Below are 24,662 nucleotides of genomic sequence, written 5' to 3'. Positions count from 1 at the left end.
TCAAACCCTCATCGGCAGCGCGACGGTATCTCCGCGCGCCACCACCTGGACGTCGAACCTGGCCCTGCGCCGCGAGATCTCCGCGGTGAAGTCGGACAACGGCGACTTCATGACCCCGTACTCCTCGTAATGCACCGGCACGGTGGTGCGCGGGGCGAGCAACTCGATCAGGTCGGCGCCCTGCCTGCCGTCCATGGTGAGCAGCACTCCGAGCACCTTGGTGCCGCCGAGGTGCACAACCGCCAAATCGATGCCCTCGAAGCGCTCGCGGATCTGATGCAACGCCGGATGTACCAGCGTGTCGCCGCTGAGGTAGATCCGGAACGGCAGCACGCCCGCCGCCTCCCGGTATTCGAGCATGGTGCCCATGACCGGAGGGAGCAGGCGTCCCAGCGGCCCGAGCGCGTGCTTGCCCGGCAGCGAGGTCACCGTCAGCTTCGCGGCCCCGCTGGACAGCGTGACCGTCTCCCACGTGCGCAACGGCGCGGCTTCACGGAATCCCCTGCGGTGCAGGCGTTTCGCCGCGTGCGGGGTGGTGAGCACCGGCAGGTTCCGCGACAGCTCCCTGCTCGCCACCCGATCGAAGTGGTCGCCGTGCAGGTGGGAGAGCACCACGGCGTCCAGCTGCGGCAGGTCGGCGATCTCGATCGCCGGGTCGGTGAGCCGGCGCGACACCACTCCCTGACCGATGTGCGTCCACTGTCCTTTGTGGAGGAAGTTGGGGTCGGTCAGCAGCGTGAACGGTCCGAGCCGGAGCACCGTGGTGGCGTTGCCGACGAAGTGCAGCGAACCGGTCATGGTCAGCCTCGGTCCGGGATGCGTGGAGCCGGAACGTCGCACGGTGTCGGCCTCGCCTACCCTCGCCTCCTCCGGCGAGGCGCGGCTCGCTTCGTCGTAGTCGTGCTCCGGGTTCTGCCGCTCAGTGCTCATGCCGGTCGGCTACCCCGGTACGCCGGCGGTGAACGTGCCGCCGTCGCAGTGGCGCGGTATCAACGTCGATCATCGACAACCAGGATTGGCGGTGGCGCACATGTCCGCCACCACGGGCAACAAACCGCATTCGAAAGTTCGGCGCGAAACAGGCCGCCGTCACGCTTCACCGAAATGGTCGCAACACTCGCCAGAACCAGAAAGCAGGCGACCTGCTCGGACAGTTCATGGCCAACGACCACATCGGCGAAGAAGACCCGTTCTACGTGCTGATTCGCGACTGATAACGTGCCGTGGTGTGCGGCAAGAGCCTTGCCGCACACCACCGGTGTCAGCTGAGGAGTCGAACTTGACTGCGAACATCACCAAGACGGTGAAGACCAGAATTCCCGTCGAGTTTGCCCAGTTCGTCCTGTTCGACTATTTCGGTGACGCGAGCGTGTCTGACATCGAGCGCCCCACCAACTCGAACTGGGTGGGGTGCGCGGGCCGAGGAGGAGCAGTTTTTCACCCCTCCGACCAGTCGATCGCCGCACACGTCGAGCTCGAGCTGTGGTCGGACCAACCGTCAACGGACGACCTGCACGACGATTTCGCGCGATTCGAAGGCCGTTTCACCGCAGATTCAGGCCGCGTGATCCTGGCGAGCCTCACCGGCTCACCTAGCGACGTCACCATCGAACTGCCCGCAGCGCCAGTCTATGAGGTTCGTGCGATCCAGCTCGGCTCATCAGTCGACGAGGAAGGCCATCAGAACGAAGCATGGCGACTGCTGGTTTGGCCGGTGTCTGGTGAACGAGGGGCTCACAGCGTGGCCTGATGTCCGACCACCCGCCTTGCTCCCACTTCGTCGAGATCTGGTCAAGCCTGCGGCAAGCAGTCCGCGAGACAAGGACCCGAAGCCGGTGATCAGAGATCAGACACAGGGCGCCGAGTCGCCCGCGAGGCAAGCGCAGGAATGGCGGCGATCTTCGCCGGGTCCAGCTCCGACCACAGGATCCCGACCGGTCGTCGAGGCGGTCCACACTCGATGACCTGAGTCGGAGTGACGATCACGTCGACGGAGAAGTCGTCGCTCATGGCGCTGAGACGCGTTCCAGACGAACTGGCCCATCACAGAGGCGACCAGGGTGTGCCCTCCCCAGGGCCTCGTAGACGAAGTCGCCAGCGGAGGCCGTCCACGGCCGTTCCAGGTAGCCCCACTTGCCGGAGATCGTGTACGCGAACACCTCGTGCGGGTGATAGTGCCGGTTGACCAATCCGGCCTGGGTGGCACGCAGGACGTCCGCCCAGGAGTTGTCCTTGACGTTGATCCACAGTGGTCGGGAACCAGCGGTGTCGGTGAACGGCACGTAGTACCGGTACCTCAGCCAGTTGGAGAGCTGTCGGATGCCCTGGCGGTGACTCGGTGCCCGAGTCTGCGGCGTGCTCAGGGTGGTGTGTCTCCCAGTCGCACCAGGCCGTTCTGGTAAGCGAAAACCACGAGCTGGGCGCGGTCGCGGGCACCGACCTTCGTCATGGCTCGGTTGACGTGGGTCTTCGCGGTCAGCGGGGACAGGACAAGACGCCGCGCTATGTCGTTGTTGGACAGTCCGAACGCGACGAGGATCACGACCTCGCGTTCCCTGTCGGTGAGCTGGCGGAGCGCGGACGGTTCCGGCGCGGGTTCCGGTTGGGCGAGGACGTGCTGGACGAGTCCCCTGGTGGCTTTCGGAGACAGCAGGGCGTCGCCTGCCGCGACGACGCGGACGGCGTGGAGGAGCTCGTCCGGGCCGACGTTCTTGCCGAGGAACCCGCTGGCACCGGCACGGATGGCGTGCAGGACGTTCTCGTCGTTCTCGAACGTGGTCAGCACCAGGATCCGGACGCCTGCCAGGGCGTCGTCGGCAGCGATGCGCCGGGTGGCCTCGATGCCGTCGACCTCGGGCATCCGGATGTCCATGAGGACGACGTCAGCGCGCGTGGTGCGCGCGAGGAACACTGCGTCGCGTCCGTTGGTTGCTTCGCCGACGACCTCGAGGTCGGCTTCGGAGTCGATGATCATCTTGTAACCGGCGCGGATGAGAGCCTGGTCGTCGGCGAGCAGCACCCGGATCACGTCTGTTGTCCTGTCCTGGTTTTCGCCGCTGGGGCGGGGAGTTCCGCGTGAACGGTGAACCGTCCGTCCGGCTGGGCCTGTGCCTGGAAGGTGCCGCCTGCGGCGGCGGCACGTTCCTTCATGCCGAGGATGCCGTATCCGGACCGAGTGCGGCCGCGTTCGGCGGCGGTCGGGTTGGCCACGTCGAGGGCGATGGAATCCGCGGTGTAGGTGATGGTGAGGTGGGCGGTGCCGGTGCCGTGTTTGTGAGCGTTGGTGAGCGACTCCTGCAGGATGCGGTAGGCGGCGAGGTCGACGACCGCGGGCAGTTCCCTGGCCTGTCCGAGCTGTGTGCGTTCGACGGTGAGACCGGCGGCTGCGAGCGCGTCGACCACGGCGGTGAGGTGGGCCAGACCGCGCACGGGTTCGGTGGCCGGGTCGGCCGTGTCGGCCGTGTCGTCCTCGGACTGCCGCAGGACGCCGACGATCGAGGCGAGCTCGTCGAGCACGGTGGCGCAGGCGTCCCGGATGTGGGACAACGCCTGGCCTGCCTGTTCGGGATGCCGTTCGAGGACGTGGCCGGCCGCACCGGCCTGCACGTTGATGACGGCGATGTGGTGGGCGACCACGTCGTGCAGCTCTCTCGCGATGCGGACGCGCTCCTGGATGACGCGGCGGGCCGCTTCTTCTTCTCGGGTCTGCTCGGCGCGGCGGGCGCGTTCCTCCACCTCGTGGACGTAGGCGCGGCGGCTGCGGACGGCGTCACCGGCGGCGGCGGTCATGCCGATCCAGGCGACCAGCCCGAGGCTCTGCGGTGACCACGCGGTTCCGGTGGAGGCGAACGCGTCGAGGAGGTACAGGCAGGCGGCGACCGGACCGGCCAGCGCCAGGCCGGTGCGGCGGTCGACGCGTGAGGTCACGGTGTAGGTGACGATCCCGATGGCGGGGACCAGCACCGGCGTCCGGACGCCGACCAGGATGAACACCGCCGCGGCCACCGCGGTGGCTACCAGGGCGAGAGATGGCCGCCAGCGGCGGGTGACCACCGCGAGCGCCGCGACCGCCAGCACCAGGACGTCGCGAGTGGTGATGACTCCGTCGGTCTGGCCGCGCATCCCGCTCAGCTCACCGGCCGCCCCGAACGCCACGATCACGCCTGCCAGGACGACGTCCTGGAACAGGGGGTGACGGGACATCCACCGCCGGACCGCCGTCGGCTCCATACCGGCCAAAGTAGACGCTCGCGGTGGTCCTGCGCGTCCATCCGTCGTCGTACGGCGTGCAGCCGGGCGTACCACGACCGCGGTACTCGCGGCTGTCCTCGGTGTCCACGTGGAGACGACGCGCACCGGCCCCGGTCCCGCGCATCGTTGAGACATGATCGAGCTGAGGCAACTCACCAAGACCTACGGTGACAAGAAAGCCGTGGACGGCATCACCGCCACCATTCGTCCCGGTGTCGTGACGGGCTTTCTCGGCCCCAACGGCGCCGGCAAGTCCACCACCATGCGCATGATCCTCGGCCTCGACCGGCCGACCTCCGGTACCGCACTGGTCAACGGGCGCCCGTACGTTTCCGCCGGCGCACCGCTGGCCGAGGTCGGCGCGCTGCTCGACGCCAAAGCGGTCGACGGCGGACGTAGCGCTCGCAACCATCTCCTGGCGCTCGGCGCCACGGTCGGCATCGGCCGTCGGCGGGTCGACGAGGTCCTCGAGTCGGTGGGACTGAGCGAGGTGGCGCACAGGCCGGCGAAGTCGTTCTCGCTCGGCATGGGCCAGCGCCTCGGCATCGCCGCCGCGCTGCTCGCCGACCCGGCGGTCCTGCTGCTCGACGAACCGGTCAACGGTCTCGACCTCGACGGCATCCAGTGGATCCGCGAACTGCTGCGCGAGCTGGCGGACCAAGGGCGCACGGTGCTGCTGTCATCGCACCTGATGAGCGAGATGCAGCTGGTCGCCGATCATCTGCTGGTGATCGGTCAAGGCCGCATCCTGGCCGACACCACGATCGACGACTTCATCGACTCGGACGGCGGCGCGGTCGTGGTGGTCTCGCCGGACGCGAGCGCGCTTGCCCGGCTGCTCACCGGTGACGGAGTGACCATCACGACCAGGGAAGCGGGCCGGTTCGAGGTCCGCGGCCTGACCGCGAGCGTGATCGGTGACCTCGCCTTCGAACATCGGCTGCGCATCCACGAGCTGACGCCCGTCACGGCCTCGCTCGAGTCCGCCTACCTGGAGCTCACGCGAGACAGCGTCGAGTACACCGCCACCACTCCCGCGCACCGGAAGGCAGCCTGATGACCACCACCCTCGAACGGACGCCCGACTCCGCCTCGTCCGCCGGTCCGATCGTCGCCGGTCCCGCGCGCCGCCAGACCCTCGGCCGGGCGATTCGCGCCGAATGGATCAAGATCCGCAGCCTGCGCGGCACCTGGATCGGCATGGCCGCAGCGGCCGTGGTCATGATCGGGTTCGGCGCGATCGCCTCGGCCGTGTCCTCGGGATCGATCGCGTCACCCGACGGCGGGGACGGCCCCGGCCCGTTCGGTGACACGGGTCCACTGTCGACTGTCCTGACCGGCTCCACGTTCGCCGTCCTCCTGATCGGTGTGCTGGGCAGCCTGGCCGGAGCCCGCGAGTACGGCTCACGCATGATCGTCGCCACGGTCGCCTCCGTACCGCGCCGCTGGCAGGTCGTCGTCGCGAAGACGGTCGCACTCGCCTTCGTGGTGGTCCCGACGGCGTTGGTCGCCGTCATCGGCGCCTACAGCGCGGGCATGGGCATCCTGTCGGCCAACGGCGCCGCGACCGTGTCGCTGAACGACGACGGTGTGCTGACGTCGCTGCTCGGCATGGTCGGCTACCTCGCCGCGATCGCCCTGCTGGGCCTCGGGATGGGCGTCCTGCTGCGCAACGTCGCGGGCACCATCGGTGTCGTGGTCGGCGGCATCATGATCCTGCCGAACATCGCCGGGGCGTTGCTCCCCGACAGCTGGGACACCGCTCTGCGGTTTCTGCCCAGCTCGGCCGCGTCGGCGTTCACCGAGGTCGGCGCTGCGGGCGGCAGCACCCTCAGCGCGGGCGCCGGTGTCGCGGTCCTGGCCGCGTGGGTGGTTGCCGCCCTTGTCGCAGCCATGGCCACCATGCATCGCCGCGACGTGTGACCACCGATGTGACGCGAGAGCCCGGTCGCCGGGCTCTCGCGTCATGTCCGGATGTTGACCCGCAGTGGCCAGTGCGTCAGGACCGGAGTGGCAGCACGCGGAGGTTGGGTGCCCACTGCGACAACGGTCCTGACCTCGGGCTGTGGAGTGGCTCTACTGGGAGGCGGCTGGCTGGGAGAGGAGCGCGAGTGCCTGTTCCCCGAGGGGCCAGTCGGTCCTGGCCAGGTCGCTGCCCTCGACGGCATCTCAGACCGGAGTCGTCCGGGTGCTGATCAACCGCGCAGGGTGGCGGCCAGCCAGCCGGCGCTGCGGGTGATGATCTCGGGGAAGTGGTTGCTGAGGATCTCGTAGTGCTGGCCGTGGTACTCGATCACCTCCTTGCGGCCGGCGATCCGGTCGTACATCTCCCTGGCCTCCTCGACCGGGGCGACGGTGTCCTTGGAGGCGAGGATCATCAGGACGGGGGCGGTGATGCGCTCGGCGTAGGCGCGGACCTCCATCTCGTAGATGCGGTCGAGGGTCGAGATGGTGATCTCGTTGCGGAAGCTGGGCAGCCGGTGCGTCATGTTCTCGACGAACTCGAGTCCTTCCTCGTCGCTGAACATCACCGGGTCTCCTGGCGCGGGAACGCCGTGCAGGCGGATGGTGGCGGCCGGCTCGCCGCGCAGCTGGGCCTGCCGGTCGGCCGGGATGAGGGCTTCCAGCTCCGCGAGGACGTCGGGGTGTTGCAGCGCGCGGGCGCTCCAGCCGCTGACCGGCGGGATGATGCTGACGACGGCCTTGACCCGGCCGTCGGTGGCGGCCGTGAACAGCGAGTTGGCGCCACCGATGCTGATGCCCCAGAGGCCGATCCGGTCGGGGTCGACGTCGCGGCGCAGGGTCAGGTGCGTGATGACGTCGCGCAGGTCGCGGCACTGCTGCCAGGGGTCGAACTGCTGGCGGGGCTCGCCGTCGCTGTAGCCGGTGTTGCGGTGGTCGTAGATCAGGCAGGCCAGACCGGCGTCGGTGAAGCTCCCGGCCAGGGGGTACAGCGACTCCGCGGGGCCGCCCAGTCCGCTTTGCAGGACCGCGACGGGAAAGCGGTCCACTCCGTCGGGCCGGAACAGCTTGCCTCGCAGGGTCAACCCCGACACGTGGAACTGGACGTCTTCGGTGATGGGCACGACTGTCTCCTCGAAGTGCGGTGGTCAGCGGTTGGCGGCCAGAACGTCGTCGGGAAGGAAGTTGGGATCCAGGGCTCGCGGGTCGGCGGACGCGCGCAGGATCGGGAAGACTTCGGCGCGCATCTCGCTCTCGTACTGGGCGACGGCCTCCACCACCGGCCGGTCACCCCGGGCGGCCTGGGCGAGCACCCGGCTCAGTGCGGCGGCGTCACGCAGCGCGGTGTTGGCCCCTGAGCCGAAGGAAGGGGGCATGGCGTGGACGGCGTCACCGATGAGCGTGACGCGACCGGCCGGCCAGGGATCAGCCGGCTGCAGGTGACGGATGGCCACCGGGAAGATCGTGGTGGGGTCGACGTGCTCGACCAGGCCGACCAGGGCGGGGTGCCAGCCCTCGACGGCGGTGCGCATCACCGAGTGCAGCGTCTGGGCGGAACTGCGCCACAGATCGGGTACGTCCCCCCAGTTCGGGGCGGTAGCGGGAGGGAGTCCGAGGTTGACCATGAGGTAGGGGTCGACCGGGTCGATGGAAGCGGCGGGTGCGAGTTCCGCCACCGCCTCGGCGATCGGCCGGCGCGGCTGGTACGCGCCGTAGGCGAACAACGCGCCGTTGGGTCCGGAGGCGCAGGCGAACCCGTCGAAGAGCGCTTCGGGCAGTCCGGCGGCCAACTCCGCAGTCAAGGGCGCGATCGAATACAGTGCGCGCGTTTCGGTTTCGACGATCGAGACGTCCGGCAGCAGCTGTTTGCGCACGACGGAGTTGATGCCGTCAGCGCCCACCAGCACGTCCCCCACGGCCGTAGTGCCATCGTCCAAGAGGACCCGCACTCCGTCCGTGTCCGTCTCGTAGGCCCGCACGGCGCGGCCGAACTGAACGACGTCTTCCAGACCCACGTTCATGATCTGGCGCAGAGTGCGCCGGTTGACGGCCGTGTGAGGCCGATCCGGGTCGTTGGGCGGCCCGATGTGGGGACGTGAGCCGAGTTCGCGGGCCTGGTGATCGAGTATGACCATGACCTCGCGGCGAGGCGTGGTGCGCGAGGTCTGCATGTACAGCTCGAAGAGGTGCTCCGGCAGACACTGCTGAAGAGCGCGGCCGCCGGCGCCGTTCATGTGCAGGCGGTAACCGGTCAGCACGACACCGGGCGCGCTTTCGTAGACGGTGCAGCTGACGCCGGCTTTGCGCAGGCCCTGTGCGAGGCACAGTCCTCCGATGCCGCCACCGGCGATCAGGACGTGAAACGACGACACGTTCGCCTCCTCGGGAACGTCGGGCACAGGCTCGGCGCTCGAGTTCGCGCCGCGCTCTGCATCACTCTGGCGACCGGCGCAGGATCGGGGAAGCTGAATCTGACTATCCTGAACATAGACAACATCAATGATCATTCGGAGATGGCGCCGTGTCCCTGGATCTCAATCTGCTGGTGCCGCTGGACGCGCTCCTGCGAGAACGCAGCGTGACCAGGGCCGCACATCGGCTCGGTCTGAGCCAGCCCACGCTGAGCGCCGCCCTGGCCAGGCTGCGCCGCCACTACGGCGATGAACTGCTCGTGCGGGCGGGTGGCGGCTACGAGCTGACTCCGCTGGCGGAACGGCTGGTGGAGCACACCGGCCAGGCACTGAGCTGGGCCGACCGGGTACTGCGCACCCGGCCCGACTTCGACCCCGCCAGTGCGCGGCGGGAGTTCACCGTGGTCATGGCCGACTGCCAGCTACCCACGTTCGGACGTGTGCTGGCCGACCTCGTCCGGACCGCCGCGCCGAACGTCCGGCTTCGCTTCCAGCACAGCACCGAACACGTCGTGCGCCAGGCCCTCGACCATCTGCGCAGTGTCGACGTTCTCGTGCTGCCCCAAGGCCTCCTGTCGCACATCCCGAGCCTGGACCTGTACAAGGACCGCTGGGTGTGCGTGGTCTCCGCCGACCGAGCCCCGGCCGCGCTCGACCGCGAGCAGTTGACCGGACGGCCGTGGGTGCTGCCCTACCGTCATCCCTCCCCGGTCTTCTCGCCGCTGAACCGGCTGCAGGCGGAGGGCATCGAGCCCCGTGCGGAGATCGTCACCGAGAACTTTCTCGCCATCCCGCATCTGGTCGCCGGCACCGATCGAATCGGCCTGATGCCCGAACGCGTGGCGTCCTCGTCCGCCCGTGGTGTCGTCATCGCCCAGCTCGACTTCGAGATCGGCCACCTGGTGGAGTCCCTGTGGTGGCATCAGCTCCACGAACGGGATCTGGCCCACATCTGGCTGCGCCGGATCGCCGCCCAGGCGGGCCAGCTCGTCGAGAACGGAAGTTCCTGACGGGCTCGGAGAAGTCGTTCGACGGTGCGGTTTCTGATGTCCAGGGCGAGCCGCGGCGACGGAGAACCGAGCGGGTGAATGGTCTTACCGTGGTCGAGAACGATGGCAGTGGAGGGCGTGAGGTGCCGGAGACGACACCGGCAACTGGCCCTCGACCAGCGACCACCCGAGGCCCAAGAGCACCCCGCCACGGTGGACGGCCTCGATACCCGGCGCCTGCTGCGCGACAGCGCAGACGATCCAAAGTGGATCCTTCAGGTCTTCGCGGTCGAGGGTGTCCGACCCTATGCGCACTCAACTACGCTCCGCAGATGCGTGACGACGCCGAACGGAGCCCTGAGGATCTCTTCGACGGATTCCCCGAGGGACTTGCCCTCTGTCGCGCGGTCCAGATGGCCGTCTCCACGATCGGCGAAGCGACCACGACGGCGACGAAGAGCCAAGTCGCCTTCCGCCGCCGCCGGGGCTTCGCCTATGTCTGGCGTCCGGGTCAGTACGTCAACAGTGCCGTTCCGGCGGTGCTCACCATCGTCCTGCCCCGCGAGGTGAGGTCCGATCGCTTCAAGGAAGTCGTCCATCCTTCGGCGAACGTGTGGATGCACCACATCGAGCTGCATGAGGCCGATGAGCTGGACGATCAGGTTCTCGGGTGGCTGGCGGAGGCTTTTGCCAGCGCAGGTTGAGCGCAGCAGTGCCGGACGAGTGCGATGCTCGGGGCATCGTCAGGTGGTTTCGCGGAGCACTTCGGGGTATCGCTCGGCCAGGCCGTCGAACGCGGCCGGCTGGTCTTTGAGGTGGCGGTTGAAAAATGCCAGCGAGTAGGCGGTCACGATGTCGTGCGCCCTGTGCTTGTCGATCGGTCCGGTGACGCCGAGCCAGCGGGTGAGCGGGGACAGCAGTGATGCGTCGGAGAAGTCCTGGTGGTACATGCCGGGCACCTGCACCAGGTACGCGTCGCCGGGCATGGTGTCGAACACGGCTCGGATGGTGGTCAGCGTCCGGTCGACGTCCGCCTGCGACCAGCCCTCGCGCCGCATCGTCCCGGCATCCCGGGTGATCCACATCGTGGGCTGGGACAGGCCCGACCGGACCACGCTGGGCGGCATCCAGACGTCCATCGGAAGGCAGGCGCGGAAACGGGGTTCCTGACGGCAGGCTTCGGCGGCGACCTCGCCGCCGAGCGACAGTCCGAAGATGCCCACGCGGGAGATGTCCAGGTGTCCGGTGAGGATGCCGGTGGGGTCGGCGTGGTTCAACGCGGTCAGCCGGTCGAGGGCGAAGACCGCGTCCTGGGCGAGGAACGGGACCACGGTGTCGACGAAGTCGTTGTCGAGCATGCGGGAGTCGAGCGTCACCAGCCGTCCGTCCGGGAAGCGCACGCCGGCGACCGCGTGCGGGTGGTCGATGGCCGCGACGACGTAGCCGTGCGACACCAGTTCTTCGACCTGCCAGGTGTTGTGCTGCCGGTAGCCGCCCCGGCCGGGTGAGAAGATCAGCACCGGGAAGCCCGGCTCACCGCGCGCCACCGGCGCGGACGGGACGGCGTTCGTGGAGACGTACTTGAGGCATCGCAAGGCAAAGCGCGGCAGTGTGAGCAGCTTCGCCAAGGGTGCGAGACCGTCGGCGTCGGGAACATACGGAGCCCGTGTGGCGGACGCGAGACGTGTCGCCGGATACCAGATCTGCACGACGAGCTCGCGGCGGTCGCCGGGATCGGCGGTGAAGGCGTCAGGCCTGTCGGTGTCCACCCAGTGCTGCGTGATCGTGCCGATCGCACACGGCCCGGACGGACGCGGTAGGCGGAACAACAGTCACTCGCGGGCGGCCAGGTGCTGTTGCACCCGGTCGACCGCGGCCTGTGGCGTGCGCCCCACACCACGCACCCTGTGCACGCCATCGGGCGTCAGAGCGGTCAGGTCGGCGAGCACCGCGTCGGGCATCGCCGGATGCGGCATGCGGCTGATCGTCAGATCGACGGTGTCCGCGTCCGGGAACTCGGCGGCCGCGAGGACGCGCATCCGGCGCGACAACGGGGAGAACCAGTCGGCAGCCGCTCCCCTGCCGAGGTGCAGGTGGATCGTCGGCTGTGGTGGCGATTCCCACCGGTGTTGCTCGGGAACGTGAACGGTCACGTGTTCCACGATCCAGCCAGGACTGATCTCCGACCAGGGACTGTGGACCTGTCCTGACCGGACCGTTGTGCTCAGCCGCGTTCGATCGGCCCGGTGAGGTCGGGGCCTTGTGCTCCGTCGCCGGTCGGTGACGAGGGCCATGCTTGCCTTACGCCCATTGAACTTCGTTAGGGGGCAGCGATGTTGACGGCGACCGCGGCCGAGCTCTCGCAGGCCGAATGCTGGGAAGTGCTCAAGACCGCGCATATCGGTCGGGTGCTCTACACGCGCAACGCGATGCCTCTGGCACACCCCGTGCCGTTCGTGCTGCACCGCGGATTGATCGTCTTCAGCCTTGATCCGGTGACCGCGGCCGCGGTCGTCCGGTACGGCTGCCACGTGGGTGCCTTCCAGGCCGATGATCTGACCGGCGGTGACGTGGCAGCGCGGTCGGTCACCGTGCACGGCGAGCTCGGGCTGCTCGAGCCCGGTCAGATCGCCGCGGTGGAGGGGTGCGGTCTTCCTGCTCACGGAGGCGAGGCGGTCTACGTCTACCTCGTGCCGGAAGTGCTGATCGGACGACGAATCGGCGATCATCGGTGATGATCCGGCGTGGGCGCCCATGCGCCTGCCCATCAGCGCATTGGCAACCGTGTGCCCGATCATCGCCGCCATGATCCTCACCGTCCGCGGACGTGAAGCAGGCGGCATCCGCGGGCTCTGGCGGTGCGTCAGGGTGCCGTAGGCGTTTCTCAGCGGATTCACGGTGCAGTTCGCTCAGGGACGCCACGCACCGCGCCTCGACCACGGCTCCGTCTCCGGTCGTCCCCGGATCACCCGCGCCAGAGCGAGCCGAACCCCTTACTGGCAGCGCAAGTCGTCTGGCACGGAGTCGGTGCCCACGAGCGCGCGCCATTCATCGGCGGTGAGGTCGCGTCCCGCGGTGCTGCAGGCGGCGCGTACGAGAGTGTCGTCGGAGATGTCGCGGAGGACGGCGGTGGCGGGTCCGGAGTCCCTGCTCTCGGTGAGGGTGAGCATTCGCGTGCCGTCACCGGAGAAGCCGATCCCCACCCGGCGTGCGGAGTCACCGGGGATCGAGGCGAGCACCGAGCCGGTGGCCAGGTCAGCCAGGGTGATCGCGTTGTCGGCGCGGGCTCTGGCGACCAGCGTTCCGTTGCTGATCGGCCGCCAGATGAAACCGGCGTCGCCCGCGATGGTGCTCTGCCTGCCGGTGAGGCGCTCGTCCCAGATCTCCAGCTCGCCGGACTCCAGTTGCACCAACAGCCGACCGGGGACGAAAGCGAGATACCGCACGCCAGAACGTGTGATCTCGCCGATCACCTTGCCTGTCGGCACATCGCGGACGGAGATCGACTTCTCGTCCGCAACCGCGACCAGGTCGGCATTGGCGGCCGCCGCTCTCACGACCGGCGCCTTGGGCCTGTCCGGGGCCGACGGGTCGGGAACCACTCTTTGCGTTGCACCACTGGTGAGATCGACCAGATCGAAACCTCCATCGGCCTGCACGACGATGAGCCGGCGTCGGTCCGAGCTCAGCGCGGCCGCGATCACCTCTCCGTCGCGTTCGCCTGCCGCCACGGCGTGGACGTGGTCCGGGAAGCCGGTCGGTACCACTGCCTGCGAGCCACCGGTTTCCGGTTGCACGACGACCGCCGCGTCGGAGCCGTTCCAGACGGCCGGTCCGTAGCGGGCGGACAGGTTCAGGTTGGGCAATGCGCGGAGCTGCTCCGGGTGTGTCACTGGACCGACGACGCCTTCCCAGCCGGACCCGTCGATGGCGATCATCTGGGCGGCGTCGTGTGACAGAGCGATGTTCGGTGGGCCGCAGGCGTTGCAGCCTGCCCTGAGCGACACCGGAAACGCCCGGCCGATCCGGTCGATCTGGTCGAGATCCCACAGCGTGACGCGGCTGCCGGACGCGGAGACCAGTTTGCGGCTGCTCGTGCCGAGAAAGGCCAGGCCGCGCGTGGTGATTGTGCCTGTACCGGTGAGCTTGACCGGCTCGGCAGGTGGGACCTCGGCCGGCAGGACTCGGGAGACGTGGATGGCGCCGTCCTCCGCGATCGCCAGGTGTGAGGCGTCCGCGCTGAGCGACATCGCGCTGGGTTTGGCGATCTGGGCACGTGCGGTCAGATCCGGGTGATCGATGTCGCTGGGGCGGTCCGTGCTCCAGACCGAGATGGTGGCGGCGCCGTTGGTGTAGCTGAAGGCGCGGCCATCCGCCGACACCGCCTGCCCGTAGTTCGCAGTGCCGAAGCTCACTCGGGAGCCGAACGTCAGATTCCAGTCCGTGATCCGTCGCCGTTCCCAGAATCCATAACCGCTGTCGAGCAGGAAGACCTCTTCGTCCGAACTCACCACCGCGTCGGGCCCGAGCGTGAACGCATCACCTGCCGGATGGTCCACTTTGCGGACGGTGTCGCCGTCCAGGTTGAACACGCTGACGACGGCGGAGTCCTTGTCGCTGGTCGCAACGGCGGTGCGTCCCGACGGCGATACCGCCACCGCGCGGAACTCGAAACCCCAGGCAGCGGGGATCGATTCGGTACTCCTGTCCTTGCGCACAAGCCTGACGGAGGACACGTCGGCCGCGATGACGGTGTCCCCGTTTTCGTTGACCGCCAACGCGGTCACCTCGGCAGCGAGGTCCACCAGCTGTTCCGGCTTGCCGTCGGCCAGCCGCCAGCGCAGCACCTTGCCGTCGCGCAGGCCGACCACGATGGCGCTGCCGTCCGCGCTCGTCGCGAGCCTGGTGATCTCGGCCTCGAACGGGAGATACCGGACCAGAGAGCCGCTCGTGGTCACCGCGCGGAACAGTGCGGCACGGGTCTGTGGGTTGGCATCGGTGCGAAACGCGCGTGCCGCCAAGAGACTGGCCACATCGAGGCTGTTCGCGAGCTGGCTCTCGGACGCCCCGGCCAGCCTGCGGGACAACGCGTTCTGCTCCTGCGTGCTCGCTTCCCCACCCTGCCAGACAGCGATCGCACCGGCGATCAGCACGCCGACCACGGCCATGGCGAGCACGCTGAAGGTGGCGCGCCAGGCACGCCGGGTCTTGCGCAGCTCGAGCTCGTCCTCGTTGTGCAGCCGGTCCTTCTCGACACCGTAGAGCTGCGCCGCGATGCTGACCGCGACATCGCGGAGCAGGGCGGCGCGCCGCCTCGTGCCGTCCGCGACGATCGTGCCCCAGATCGGCTGGTCTCCGTACCAGCCCTCGATCTCCCGCGGCAACGCCGTGGTCCTGTCCCAGTCGAAGTCCCCGCGCTGGTCGTCCCAATGGATCTCGCCGGCCGTGTGCACGATGACGAACTTGTTCTGTTCTCTGTGCTGTCGCCAGTGGTCGACCTCGAACCGAACCCACTCCGACTTCGCGGAGTCGGGCGACGCCATGAGGACGAAGGTGTCGGTCCGGTCCAGCGCGTCCACCAGCGAGTGCTTGAGACTCGGCGACAGCCGCAAATTCGTCGTATCACGGAACACGCGCAGCGATCCCGGCTGATTCCACGGGCGTCCCACCCGGCGGATCAGCCGCTGCAGCCTGAGCGCGTTGATCCAGTCAGCCTTCCGGTTGTAAGAGATGAACGCGTCGTAGTCCACCAGCACCCGCATCCGTTCGCACCGTGTCTACCGAAAGCGTCGCATCCACCACGGGCATCGTTACGCGTAACGAAGTGCTGGCGTACTTCGAAGTCAGGCCTGGAGGTGGGTCATGGCGCGATTGATCCTGCTGCTGATCGGTCTTCTCCTGGCGGGCTGCACGACTTCTGCGCAAGCGCCACCGGAGCAGGAAACAACGCCCGAAGCGCGGCAGGCCACCATCACCGCGGTGCAGTTGCCGAAGGGCTCCTTCCCCAGGCTCCCGTTCGTGGCTCCTGATGGCATCGTGTGGTGCAGCGAAAGCTCAGGCGAATCCATCGCCCGCATCGACAAGAACGGCGCCATCACCCACCTGCGCATCCCGGGAAGCAGCAACAGCCCCGCTGGGATCGTGCGCGGCCCGGACGGGCTGATCTGGTTCGCCGGGTTCCAGCTGATCGGCAAGATCTCCGCTGAAGGAACGCTGTCCGGCTGGCGAACGGGTCGGGGCGTGAACCTGGGCTTGCCCAACGCCATCACCACAGGCCCGGACAACGCTGTCTGGTACACCAACGAGAAAGTGCCGCCCGCGATCAGCCGCATCTCGACGTCCGGCGCGCTGAGACACACCACCGTGCAGACCGACGACAAACTCGCGAAGCTGCCCGGCATCACCACCGGCCCGGACCAGGCGCTGTGGTTCACGCTCAGCTCCAACGCCAAGGGAGCCAAGCACTCCATCGGCAGAATGCCGACAGATGGCAATCCCGCCAAGCTGTGGCCCCTGCCCGGCGAAGCAAGCCCCGGCAGGATCGTCACCGGCCCGGACAGTGCGCTGTGGTTCACCATGGCCCGCGGCATCGGCAGAATGACGGTCGACGGCAACTTCACCGAGTACGCGGTCCCCGACGACGCACGGCCGTCCGACCTCGCGGCCAGCCCGGACAGCGCGCTCTGGTTCACCACCGACCAGGCCCGCATCGGCAGAATCACCACATCCGGTCAAGTCACCCTCCACGCGGTGGACGGCGCCCAGCAACTGACCGGCATCGCGGCCGCACCGGACAGCACGTTGTGGATCGCCGACGGCAAAGCCGACACCGTCTGGCACTACTCCCCCGCCGGCTGACCACGTGGACGTCCTGGCCGTCCGCTTCCTGGATCGGGCCGTCCGTGTCAGCGCGGTTTGCCTTGTCCACAATGGACACCTTGCCGCCGACCACCGCTCCGCTCGATCACCCGCGCGGACTGGGTCGTCGAAGCCGAGATCCGCAACCGCCTCGGCGTGGTCGGTGGCGCACAGCGGTGGCACCAGCGGTTCGTGCCGAGCACCAGATCGAACAAGCCCTTGGGGTAGGTGCCGGTGAACAGCAGGGCGATCCCGGCGAAGAACACCACCAGCCCGGCGAGACCACCGGAGTGGTAATCGGTGCCTCCGACCTCGTCGGCGACGTAGCTGCCACTCAGGAAGAAACCGACGATCAGGTAGTGCGGAATCGCCAGGGTGACGACCGCGAACCCGAGCCACAGGAACGCGAGCACAAGGGCTCTGTCCACACCAGAACGTGGCAACGATGATCCCGGTACTGCCGAGACCATCGCTACCAACGCGACCAACGTTCCCGCTACCAAGAGGAAATCACCGTGCAGGTCGGCTCGGCTTTGGTCGCGGCGAGCTTCCTGGTCAGGGGTGCATCTTCGTCAGCTGACTGTGCAGGTGGTCCCGGACCGCGTCGATGGCTTCGGTCGCCGTCTCCGCTTGCGCCTGCGCCACCACGGGAGTGCCGTTGACGTCGAGGTTCACGCGCACCTCGATCGTGCGCGGGCTGGCGGTCACGATGCGGACGTGCGCGTAGGTCGTCGGCTCGGGTGCGAACCTGGCGAGCGGTGCGATCCGATCATGCGCATATTCCCGCGCTGTCTGGTCACCGGCCTCAACGACGACGTTGGCGATCTCCAGCTGTCCTGCGTGCTTCATCAGTTCTCCCGTTCACATGGCGATTGCCACTGTCATGCCGACGCTAGGTACCCGGCGAGGGAGAGAAGAGAGACCGGCGGCACGTCCGCGTTGAGCCAAAAGGCCCTACCCGTCAGGTGGCGTGATTCCGTGCTCGTACCTCCGCGGCAGGTCGTGAGGTCCCGGCTCGATCGGGACCAAGGGCTGCGTTCGCAGCCAACGTTCCTGAGAAGACTCAACCCGGAAGAACTTCCTGGGAGGTAACGATGTCCGCTGTTCATGCTCCTGCTCGCACCCGGACGGAAACGGGTGTTGTGGCCCTCGCGGTGCTGCGCATCGCGACCGGGTTGTTGTTCCTGTGGGCGTTCGTCGACAAGGCATTCGGTCTCGGCTACGCGACACAGCCCAAGAACGCCTGGTTCTCCGGCGGTTCGCCCACCAAGGGCTTCCTCAGCCGGGTCAACGTCGGACCGTTCGAGTCGGTGTTCCACGACATCGCCGGCGCCTGGTGGGCCGACCTGCTCTTCATGGCTGGACTGTTCGCGATCGGTGTGGCATTGGTGCTCGGCATCGGGCTGCGCATCGCCGCGGCGAGCGGCGCGGTGATGATGCTGCTCATGTGGGCCGCCGAGTGGCCGCCGGCGCAGCACACCGCAACCGGTGAGGCGACGATGTCGACCAACCCGATCATCGACTACCACGTCGTCTACGCCCTCGTGCTCATCGCCCTCGCGGCGACGGCCTCTGGTGTGACGTGGGGACTGGCCCGCTGGTGGAACGAACTGCCGATCGTCAAGGCGAACCCTTGGCTGCGGTGACACGGCCAACGGGAACGGGGCGCTGCGGACTCGCAGCGCCCCGTTCCGTCTGCTGGATGTGTTCCGAAAGTCCCAGCCTCACAACCAGAACCGGGCAACGAACGTAGCGGACGACGGCGGCCTGTCTTGGACCTCAAGCCCAAGCGCGGCTCACCGCCCAGTCCAGTCGGGCGCGGTCAGCTCCCATTCGAGCTGCCACCAGCGCAGGCGGATCCTCATGTGCACGAACCGCACCAGACCGAACAGCAAGGCCATCGCGCCGACGATCAGCGCCCACAGCAGCAAGGCACTGAAGATCGCGTTGAACGCGGCTCCCTGATTGGTCATGGGTGGTTCGGTCACGTCACCGTTGAGGTTGACCCAGACTCGCAGCGTGGTGCCGGCTTCAGCGCCATAAGGGGCTCGAACGACACCTCGTCGGGCGGTCCCATCGGGCATGCGCCAGGACGCGGTCGCCGCAGTCGTCTCCACCACCGCTTCACCACCGGGGCCGCGGCTCATCGACGGAGTGTCGTCCAGGAGCACCGCGTCCACCTGAGTCCGGCTCTTCTGCTCGACTTCGACGCGCGCCTCATGCGTCGCGTAGATGTCCGAGCCGACCGCAGCTGCCACGGGGACGGCGAGCAGCGCCACCACAGCGCCCAGTGCGAGGACTGCGCCCTCGATGCGGTCGCCGTGAGTCGCGAGCGGGTTGCGGCCGGGGAAGACACGGCGAAAAAGCCGGGACATCGGGTTCGCGGTCATGGTGCACCTCCACCACCAAGGCTCACGGGTGAGTGCGGTGGCCCCCAGGGACCTTGGTCTCGTCACCGATGAGCCCCTGGTCTCGCCGACCACGCCACTGCTCGTCGGTCGACCACCAGCAACTGCTCCTCGACGGCCTCCGTCGGCGTCGACGAGCTGACCGGTGATGTCCTGGTCAGGTGCAGTCGTGCCACCGACGCCCCGCACCGCCGCCACCCAGCAGATCATCCGCGCCTGCCGGGCGAGCCTGGCCGCGGCGCAGGGCTTCTTCCCCGACGTTCAGGCCAGCTTGGCGGCGTGGTCCGGGATCTCGTGCTGCAAAGTGCGGGAAGTTCGCTGGTAGCCGCTCGACGGTGGCCGCACCGGTAGCTTGATCTTCGGGACGGTCACCTCGTGGTAGTTGATCGTGCTGAGCAGGTGGGCGATCATGTTGATCCTCGCCCGCCGCTTGTCGTCGCCTTCCACCACGTACCAGGGGCATTCGGCGATGTCGGTGTGCACCATCATCTCGTCCTTGGCCCGCGAGTAGTCCTCCCAGCGCGTCAGCGACTCGAGGTCCATCGGGGACAGCTTCCACCGCTTCAACGGGTCGTCGAGGCGCTTGCGGAACCGGCGTTCCTGCTCGGCGTCGCTGACCGAGAACCAGTACTTCCGCAGCAGCACACCGTCTTCCACGAGCATCCGTTCGAAGACCGGGCACTGCCGGAGGAACAAGCGGTGCTCCTCCGGCGTGCAGTAGCCCATCACACGCTCGACGCCCGCGCGGTTGTACCAGCTCCGGTCCAGCAGCACGATCTCACCCGCCGCCGGCAGATGTGCCACGTAGCGCTGGAAGTACCACTGGCTGCGTTCCCGCTCGCTGGGCGCGGGCAACGCCACGATCCGGGCGACGCGCGGGTTCAGGTGCTCGGTGATCCGTTTGATCGCCGAGCCCTTGCCCGCCGCGTCCCGGCCCTCGAACGCCACCACGAGCCGGGCGCCGGTGGCCCGTACCCACTCCTGCAGCTTCACGAGCTCGGTCTGCAACCGGAGCAGCTCCTGCTCGTAGACGTCCCGCGCCAGCTTGCCCATCAGCGACCTTTCGCGTGGCGCTGGCGCCACTTCTCCAGTTCCACCAGGACGTACGCCACGACGCTGAGCGCGAGCACGACGAGCCACGGCTGCCAGCCGAGCGGTGCGGTGTGGAACAACGTGTTCATGAACGGCACGTAGGTCAGCGCGAGCTGCAGTCCCGCGGTGAGCGCCACGCCCACGAGCAGCCACCGGTTCGGTCCGGTGCTGGGCCGCCACTTCTCCAGTGAACGGCAGTTGACGAGGTAGGCGATCTGGGCGCCGACGAACACGTTCACCGCCACCGTGCGCGCAACCTCCAGCGTGGCGCCGGACGCGAGCTGCCAGCGGAACGCGCCGAACGAGCACGCGAGCAGGATCGCGGAGACGAACACGATGCGGCCGACGAGTTTCCTGGTCAGCAACGGCAACGACGGCGGCAGCGGTGGGCGGCTCATCACATCCGCTTCCCGCGGTTCGAACGCCAGTGTCAGTCCCAGCGCGACGGCCGTCGTCATGTTGATCCACAGGATCTGCACCGGCAGGATCGGCAACGCCGCGCCGAGCAGGATCGCCGTGAGGATCACCAAGCCCTCGGCCATGTTGGTGGGCAGCGTCCAGATGATGAACTTGCGCAGGTTGTCGAAGACCGCGCGACCTTCCTCGACGGCGGCGCGGATCGAGGCGAAGTTGTCGTCGGTGAGCACCATGTCGGCCGCCTGCTTGGCGACCTCGGTGCCGCCCTTGCCCATCGCGACGCCGATGTCCGCGCGGCGCAGCGCGGGTGCGTCGTTGACGCCGTCGCCGGTCATCGCGACGACCTCACCAGCGGCCTGGATCTCCTTGACCAGCCGCAGTTTCTCCTCGGGTGCGACGCGGGCGTGGACGTCGGTGATGCCGAACTCGGCGGCGATGGCGCGAGCGGTGGCCGGGTGGTCGCCGGTGATCATCTTGACCTCGACGCCCGCCGCCTGGCAGGCGCGCACCGCCTCGATCGCCTCGGGTCGTGCCGGGTCGTGCATCGCGACCAGACCGAGCAGAATCACGTTGCCCTGCAAGCTTTCCTCGGTCAGCTCGACGCCGGCCGCGCGACCGATGGCCAGCACCCGCAGGCCTGCGGAGGACAGTTCTTCGGCTTCGGGATGGTGGTCGAGCCCGGCGAGGGCGAGGATCCGTTCGACAGCTCCTTTGACGTAGACCAGGTCGTTGGCGTGCCGGGTGGCCATGAACATCCGTTCCGAGCTGAACGGGAGCACGTCCACGCGCTCCGGCACGTCGGCGTCGTCCAGGCCGGCCTTGCGCGCCGCGACGACGAGCGCGGCCTCGGTCGGATCACCGACCGGCAGCCAGCGGCCGCCGTCCTCGACGATTCGCGCGTCGTTGCACGCGAGACCCGCCAGCAGACACTCGCGCAGCGCAGGAGTCGGTTCCGGCGTGATGGTCCCGGTGGGCTCGTACCCGATACCGGACAGCTCGTGACGCGTGCTTCCCACGACGACCGCGTCGACCGTCATCGCGTTGGCGGTCAGCGTCCCGGTCTTGTCGGTGCAGATGACGGTGGTGCTGCCCAGGGTCTCCACAGCGGGCAGCCTGCGGATGATCGCGTTGCGTCGTGCCATCCTGGCCACCCCGATCGCCAGGGTCACCGTGACCGCGGCGGGCAGGCCTTCCGGGATCGCGCCGACCGCGAGTGCGACGGCCGCGGTCACCATCTCCGCGAGTGGTTCGCCGCGCAGCACGCCGACCACGACGCTGAATGCCGCGAGACCCAGGATCACCACCGTCAGGATCTGGCTGAACCGCGCGAGCTTGCGGGTGAGCGGAGTCTGCACGGTGGTGGTCGTGCTGACCAGCCGGTGCACCCGGCCGATCTCGGTGTCCGCGCCGGTCGCGACCACGACACCGCGCCCGCCGCCCGCGGTCACCAGCGTGCCGGAGTAGGCCATGTTGGCGCGGTCGGCCAGCGCGGTGTCCGACGGCAACGCCACCGGGTTCTTCGTCACGGGCACGGATTCCCCGGTCAACGCGGACTCGTCTACGCGCAGCTCGCTCGTGGCGACCAGCCGGAGGTCCGCACCGACCTGGTCGCCCGCCTCGAGCACGACCAGGTCGCCCGGTACGAGCTCCGCGGAGGGCACTCGCGCGGTGAGGCCGTCGCGCACGACGGTCACCTCGGTGCGCACCATCGCCGTCAAGGCGTCCAGGGCGCGTTCGGCGCGTGCTTCCTGAATGAATCCGATGACGGCGTTGACCACGACGACGCCGAACACCACGGAAGCGTCCACGACCTCGCCCAGCGCGGCGGTGATCCCCGCGGCCACCAGCAGCACGTAGATGAGCGGGTGGTGCAGCTGTCCCAGCAGCCGCATCACCCAGCTCGGTCCGCGCTGGGCGGGCAGCTCGTTCGGCCCGAGAGCGGCCAGGCGGTCGCGCCACTGGGCGCTCGAGAGGCCTGCCGCCCCGTCGGTCTCGGCGATCAGCACGACCTCGGCGACCGGCAGCCCGTGGTGGGCGACGTCCTCGCGGTCAGCTGTGGACAGCGGCACGACCGGCCTCCACGTGCAGGTTCTGGTTGTTCTGGGAGATCAGCTGGAGGATCGAGAGCCTGGTGACCATGCCGACGACGTGTCCGTCGTCGAGCACGGGCACGCAGAGCACCTCGTAGCGGATCATCGCGTCCAACAGCGTTGCCGCCGGCGTGTCCGTGGTGGCCACGAGCGCCGGCTGCGACATGACCTCCTGCACGTGCGGTGACTGCACGCCTTCCTCGCCTCGCAGCACGGCCACGCGCGTCACCACGCCCTGGAACACGCCCTGGTCGACGACGGGCAGCACGGCCAGGCCGAAGTCGTCCATGAGACCGCCCGCGTGGCGGGCGAAGTCGCGCGGTCCGACCGTGACGAGCGGGCGGATCATCGCGTCGCCGGCCTTCATCGCGTGCTCTCCGCGAGTTCGCGGTCGTTCACCGGGATGACGACGATCGGCGCGTGCGCGTGCCGCACCACGTGCATGCTCGTCGAGCCGAGGACGATCTGGCGGATCCGATGCCCGGTGTGCGAGGCGACCACCAGCATCGCGGCGCCCTCCGAGGCCTGCTCGAGCACCTCGGCGGCGTCACCACGCGGGCTCTTGCGGACGATCTCGGGCATCTCCTGCCGCCTCGCCTCAGCCGCCTGCAACGCCTTCTCGATCACTGCTTCCGACTCTGCCTGGGCGCGCTGCGCGGCCGTCTCGGTCCAGTCGGTCAGCGCCTCGAAGTTCCAGGCGTTCACGACGTGCAGCGGACAGCCGCGGACGACGGCCTCGTCCAGGGCCCATTCCAGTGCTCGGTCCGACGCGGGCGTTCCGTCGATGCCCACCACGATCGGCTTGGTGCTCATGGCTGTTCTCCCTCGGTTTCCGGTCAGGTGGTGCGCAAGCGGCGCAGGAACGGGTCGGACTGCCCGGCCGGCGCGACGCGCACTCGCGCGTCCACGACCAGGCATCCGCTGTCGGTCAGCAGCAGGGGGTTGATGTCGAGCTCGACGACCTCGGGCAGTGCGCCGGCGAGTTCGGAGACGCGCAGCAACACCTCGCGCACGGCCGCCTCATCGGTTCCCGCGAGCACGTGGCCGGCTGTGCGGAAGCCGTGCATCAGGTCGTCGGCGTCCGCTGTGGACAGTGGTGCCAGTGCCGCGGCACGGTCGTCGAGCAGATCGGTGTCCACGCCACCAAGTCCGGTCACCACGAGCGGTCCGAACTTCTCGTCCGCAACGACGCCGATCAGCAACTCGCGGCCGCTGGTGGCCATCGGTTGCACGAACACGCCGCGCAGACGGTCGCCGAAGCGTTCCTGGAATGCGCGGAAGGCTTTCGCCACACCGTCCGCGTCGGTGACGTTCAGCTCCACGCCGCCTCCCTTGCTCTTGTGCAGCAGGTTGTCGGCCAGTGCCTTGAGCGCAACCGGCGTGTCGTAGGCCTGTTGGGCCGCTACCGCGTGCTCTGCCGTCATCGCGAGGGTTCCGCCCAGCACCGGCAGCCCAAACGCCGTCAGCAGCGACACCACCTCGTCGGGCGGCAACCAGCCCTCGCGGTCGGCCACGATCGCCTTCGCGGCATCGAGATCGATCCGGCTCAGGCGCGCGAACTCCCTCGGCCGGGCCAGCCATTCGGCCCGCTCCACCAGCCGCGCGAGTGCCGCCGCGGCCCGTGCCGGCTCGGCGTAGCAGGGAATTTCGCCCGCGAGCCGTTCGATCTGGCCGGTGCGCACGGCGAGCACGGGCTTGCCGTCGACGTTGTGCACGCCGCCGGTGGGGTCGCCGAGCGCGGTCGGCACCGTCACGGTGATCACCGCGTCGACCGCGCGGTCGGCGCCGATGACGTCGAGGCAGCGGGCGAAGGTCTCCTCGTCGACGACCGCGGTGGTGTCGACCGGGTTGTGCACGCTGGCCGTCACCGGAACCAGCTGTGCCAAAGCTCTGCGGGTCTCGTCGCCCAGCCTCGCCACGTGCAGGCCTGCACGAACGCAGGCGTCCGCGGCCAACACGCCCAGCCCGCCGGCGTTGCTCAGCACCGCGACCGACCGTCCGCTCGGGAGCGGTTGCCAGCTCAGCGCCATCACGGCGTCGGTCAGTTCCGGCACGCTGTCGACCGCGATCACGCCCGCCTGGCGGAACAGCGCGTCCCTGGTGACCGAGGGCGTCGCGGTGGAAGCGGTGTGCGACGCCGCGGCACGTTGCCCTTCCTCGCTGGTGGCCGCACGGATGGCGAGC

The 24,662-nt window shown here is 68.6% G+C and carries 27 protein-coding genes; 9 read left to right on the top strand and 18 right to left on the bottom strand.

The window, feature by feature from the left end:
• Both ACFOWZ_RS27315 and ACFOWZ_RS27310 read right to left on the bottom strand, forming a co-directional pair.
• Entirely contained in the window at positions 1-798 is a 798-nt protein-coding gene (locus ACFOWZ_RS27315; RefSeq protein ID WP_382376984.1) for an MBL fold metallo-hydrolase, read from the bottom strand.
• A 191-nt stretch (positions 799-989) separates the two neighbouring features.
• Positions 990-1,256: a hypothetical protein gene (locus tag ACFOWZ_RS27310; RefSeq protein ID WP_382376756.1), complete on the bottom strand. Its 267-nt coding sequence runs from the start codon at positions 1,254-1,256 to the stop codon at positions 990-992.
• Between the two features lie 23 nt (positions 1,257-1,279).
• On the opposite strand from ACFOWZ_RS27310, the gene ACFOWZ_RS27305 reads away from it, so the two are divergent.
• On the top strand, positions 1,280-1,750 hold the full coding sequence (locus ACFOWZ_RS27305) for a hypothetical protein (RefSeq protein WP_382376755.1): 471 nt from the start codon (positions 1,280-1,282) through the stop codon (positions 1,748-1,750).
• Positions 1,751-2,006: 256 nt separating this feature from the next.
• Here the strand turns inward: ACFOWZ_RS27305 and ACFOWZ_RS27300 are convergent, their stop codons facing one another.
• The 3 genes from ACFOWZ_RS27300 to ACFOWZ_RS27290 form a co-directional block, all read right to left on the bottom strand.
• The gene (locus ACFOWZ_RS27300) at positions 2,007-2,282 is read right to left on the bottom strand and encodes a hypothetical protein (RefSeq protein ID WP_382376754.1); all 276 of its coding nucleotides are present in this window, start codon (positions 2,280-2,282) and stop codon (positions 2,007-2,009) included.
• 77 nt (positions 2,283-2,359) lie between these two features.
• Positions 2,360-3,028: a response regulator gene (locus tag ACFOWZ_RS27295; RefSeq protein ID WP_382376753.1), complete on the bottom strand. Its 669-nt coding sequence runs from the start codon at positions 3,026-3,028 to the stop codon at positions 2,360-2,362.
• Entirely contained in the window at positions 3,025-4,230 is a 1,206-nt protein-coding gene (locus tag ACFOWZ_RS27290; protein WP_382376752.1) for a sensor histidine kinase, read from the bottom strand. The genes ACFOWZ_RS27295 and ACFOWZ_RS27290 overlap by 4 nt, the downstream gene beginning before the upstream one ends.
• Before the next feature lie 154 nt (positions 4,231-4,384).
• On the opposite strand from ACFOWZ_RS27290, the gene ACFOWZ_RS27285 reads away from it, so the two are divergent.
• Both ACFOWZ_RS27285 and ACFOWZ_RS27280 read left to right on the top strand, forming a co-directional pair.
• Positions 4,385-5,308, top strand: a complete 924-nt coding sequence (locus ACFOWZ_RS27285) for an ABC transporter ATP-binding protein (protein ID WP_382376751.1) — start codon at positions 4,385-4,387, stop codon at positions 5,306-5,308.
• Entirely contained in the window at positions 5,308-6,174 is an 867-nt protein-coding gene (locus ACFOWZ_RS27280; protein ID WP_382376750.1) for an ABC transporter permease, read from the top strand. The genes ACFOWZ_RS27285 and ACFOWZ_RS27280 overlap by 1 nt, the downstream gene beginning before the upstream one ends.
• Positions 6,175-6,446: 272 nt before the next feature.
• Here the strand turns inward: ACFOWZ_RS27280 and ACFOWZ_RS27275 are convergent, their stop codons facing one another.
• Together ACFOWZ_RS27275 and ACFOWZ_RS27270 are read right to left on the bottom strand one after the other, a co-directional pair.
• Positions 6,447-7,337: an alpha/beta hydrolase gene (locus ACFOWZ_RS27275; RefSeq protein WP_382376749.1), complete on the bottom strand. Its 891-nt coding sequence runs from the start codon at positions 7,335-7,337 to the stop codon at positions 6,447-6,449.
• Positions 7,338-7,361: 24 nt separating this feature from the next.
• Positions 7,362-8,720, bottom strand: coding sequence for an FAD-dependent oxidoreductase (locus tag ACFOWZ_RS27270; protein WP_382376748.1), 1,359 nt, complete (start codon positions 8,718-8,720; stop codon positions 7,362-7,364).
• A gap of 14 nt (positions 8,721-8,734) precedes the next feature.
• On the opposite strand from ACFOWZ_RS27270, the gene ACFOWZ_RS27265 reads away from it, so the two are divergent.
• Both ACFOWZ_RS27265 and ACFOWZ_RS27260 read left to right on the top strand, forming a co-directional pair.
• Positions 8,735-9,634, top strand: coding sequence for a LysR family transcriptional regulator (locus ACFOWZ_RS27265; RefSeq protein WP_382376747.1), 900 nt, complete (start codon positions 8,735-8,737; stop codon positions 9,632-9,634).
• 311 nt (positions 9,635-9,945) lie between these two features.
• Positions 9,946-10,317: a DUF5655 domain-containing protein gene (locus ACFOWZ_RS27260; protein WP_382376746.1), complete on the top strand. Its 372-nt coding sequence runs from the start codon at positions 9,946-9,948 to the stop codon at positions 10,315-10,317.
• A 39-nt stretch (positions 10,318-10,356) separates the two neighbouring features.
• Here ACFOWZ_RS27260 and ACFOWZ_RS27255 read toward each other — a convergent pair whose 3' ends face one another.
• Together ACFOWZ_RS27255 and ACFOWZ_RS27250 are read right to left on the bottom strand one after the other, a co-directional pair.
• The gene (locus tag ACFOWZ_RS27255; RefSeq protein WP_382376745.1) at positions 10,357-11,382 is read right to left on the bottom strand and encodes an alpha/beta hydrolase family protein; all 1,026 of its coding nucleotides are present in this window, start codon (positions 11,380-11,382) and stop codon (positions 10,357-10,359) included.
• Positions 11,383-11,445: 63 nt separating this feature from the next.
• A complete protein-coding gene (locus tag ACFOWZ_RS27250; RefSeq protein WP_382376744.1) occupies positions 11,446-11,766 on the bottom strand; it encodes a hypothetical protein in 321 nt (106 codons plus the stop codon).
• A 180-nt stretch (positions 11,767-11,946) separates the two neighbouring features.
• Between ACFOWZ_RS27250 and ACFOWZ_RS27245 the strand changes: the two genes are divergently transcribed.
• Both ACFOWZ_RS27245 and ACFOWZ_RS27240 read left to right on the top strand, forming a co-directional pair.
• Positions 11,947-12,348 carry a pyridoxamine 5'-phosphate oxidase family protein gene (locus ACFOWZ_RS27245; protein WP_382376743.1) on the top strand — a complete coding sequence of 134 codons (402 nt, stop codon included), beginning with the start codon at positions 11,947-11,949 and terminating at the stop codon, positions 12,346-12,348.
• 19 nt (positions 12,349-12,367) lie between these two features.
• Positions 12,368-12,490: a hypothetical protein gene (locus ACFOWZ_RS27240; RefSeq protein WP_382376742.1), complete on the top strand. Its 123-nt coding sequence runs from the start codon at positions 12,368-12,370 to the stop codon at positions 12,488-12,490.
• Between the two features lie 116 nt (positions 12,491-12,606).
• Here the strand turns inward: ACFOWZ_RS27240 and ACFOWZ_RS27235 are convergent, their stop codons facing one another.
• Positions 12,607-15,375 (bottom strand): hypothetical protein, encoded by a 2,769-nt coding sequence (locus ACFOWZ_RS27235; protein ID WP_382376741.1) that lies wholly within the window; start codon positions 15,373-15,375, stop codon positions 12,607-12,609.
• Positions 15,376-15,475: 100 nt separating this feature from the next.
• On the opposite strand from ACFOWZ_RS27235, the gene ACFOWZ_RS27230 reads away from it, so the two are divergent.
• A complete protein-coding gene (locus ACFOWZ_RS27230; RefSeq protein WP_382376740.1) occupies positions 15,476-16,471 on the top strand; it encodes a Vgb family protein in 996 nt (331 codons plus the stop codon).
• Positions 16,472-16,518: 47 nt separating this feature from the next.
• Here the strand turns inward: ACFOWZ_RS27230 and ACFOWZ_RS27225 are convergent, their stop codons facing one another.
• A complete protein-coding gene (locus tag ACFOWZ_RS27225) occupies positions 16,519-16,899 on the bottom strand; it encodes a hypothetical protein (RefSeq protein ID WP_382376739.1) in 381 nt (126 codons plus the stop codon).
• Between the two features lie 127 nt (positions 16,900-17,026).
• Entirely contained in the window at positions 17,027-17,320 is a 294-nt protein-coding gene (locus tag ACFOWZ_RS27220) for an HPF/RaiA family ribosome-associated protein (RefSeq protein ID WP_382376738.1), read from the bottom strand.
• Positions 17,321-17,565: 245 nt separating this feature from the next.
• On the opposite strand from ACFOWZ_RS27220, the gene ACFOWZ_RS27215 reads away from it, so the two are divergent.
• Positions 17,566-18,117: a DoxX family membrane protein gene (locus tag ACFOWZ_RS27215; RefSeq protein WP_382376737.1), complete on the top strand. Its 552-nt coding sequence runs from the start codon at positions 17,566-17,568 to the stop codon at positions 18,115-18,117.
• A 150-nt stretch (positions 18,118-18,267) separates the two neighbouring features.
• On the opposite strand, the gene ACFOWZ_RS27210 is transcribed toward ACFOWZ_RS27215, so the two are convergent.
• From ACFOWZ_RS27210 to ACFOWZ_RS27185, 6 genes are all read right to left on the bottom strand, one after another.
• Positions 18,268-18,861 carry an Rv1733c family protein gene (locus ACFOWZ_RS27210; RefSeq protein WP_382376736.1) on the bottom strand — a complete coding sequence of 198 codons (594 nt, stop codon included), beginning with the start codon at positions 18,859-18,861 and terminating at the stop codon, positions 18,268-18,270.
• Positions 18,862-19,140: 279 nt separating this feature from the next.
• Positions 19,141-19,932 (bottom strand): polyphosphate kinase 2, encoded by a 792-nt coding sequence (gene ppk2 / locus ACFOWZ_RS27205; protein ID WP_382376734.1) that lies wholly within the window; start codon positions 19,930-19,932, stop codon positions 19,141-19,143.
• Entirely contained in the window at positions 19,932-22,457 is a 2,526-nt protein-coding gene (locus ACFOWZ_RS27200; protein WP_382376733.1) for a cation-translocating P-type ATPase, read from the bottom strand. The genes ppk2 and ACFOWZ_RS27200 overlap by 1 nt, the downstream gene beginning before the upstream one ends.
• Positions 22,438-22,845, bottom strand: coding sequence for a CBS domain-containing protein (locus tag ACFOWZ_RS27195; protein WP_382376732.1), 408 nt, complete (start codon positions 22,843-22,845; stop codon positions 22,438-22,440). Before ACFOWZ_RS27195 ends, ACFOWZ_RS27200 begins: the two co-directional genes overlap by 20 nt.
• Positions 22,842-23,291, bottom strand: coding sequence for a universal stress protein (locus ACFOWZ_RS27190; protein ID WP_382376731.1), 450 nt, complete (start codon positions 23,289-23,291; stop codon positions 22,842-22,844). Before ACFOWZ_RS27190 ends, ACFOWZ_RS27195 begins: the two co-directional genes overlap by 4 nt.
• A 23-nt stretch (positions 23,292-23,314) precedes the next feature.
• On the bottom strand, positions 23,315-24,662 hold a 1,348-nt coding region (locus tag ACFOWZ_RS27185; RefSeq protein WP_382376730.1), incomplete at its 5' end, for an acetate--CoA ligase family protein.

It is taken from the genome of Lentzea rhizosphaerae (assembly GCF_042649515.1).
Lineage (GTDB): Bacteria > Actinomycetota > Actinomycetes > Mycobacteriales > Pseudonocardiaceae > Lentzea > Lentzea aerocolonigenes.
Note: the sequence above shows the minus strand (reverse complement) of the source record. Positions and strands in the feature narration are given on the sequence as shown.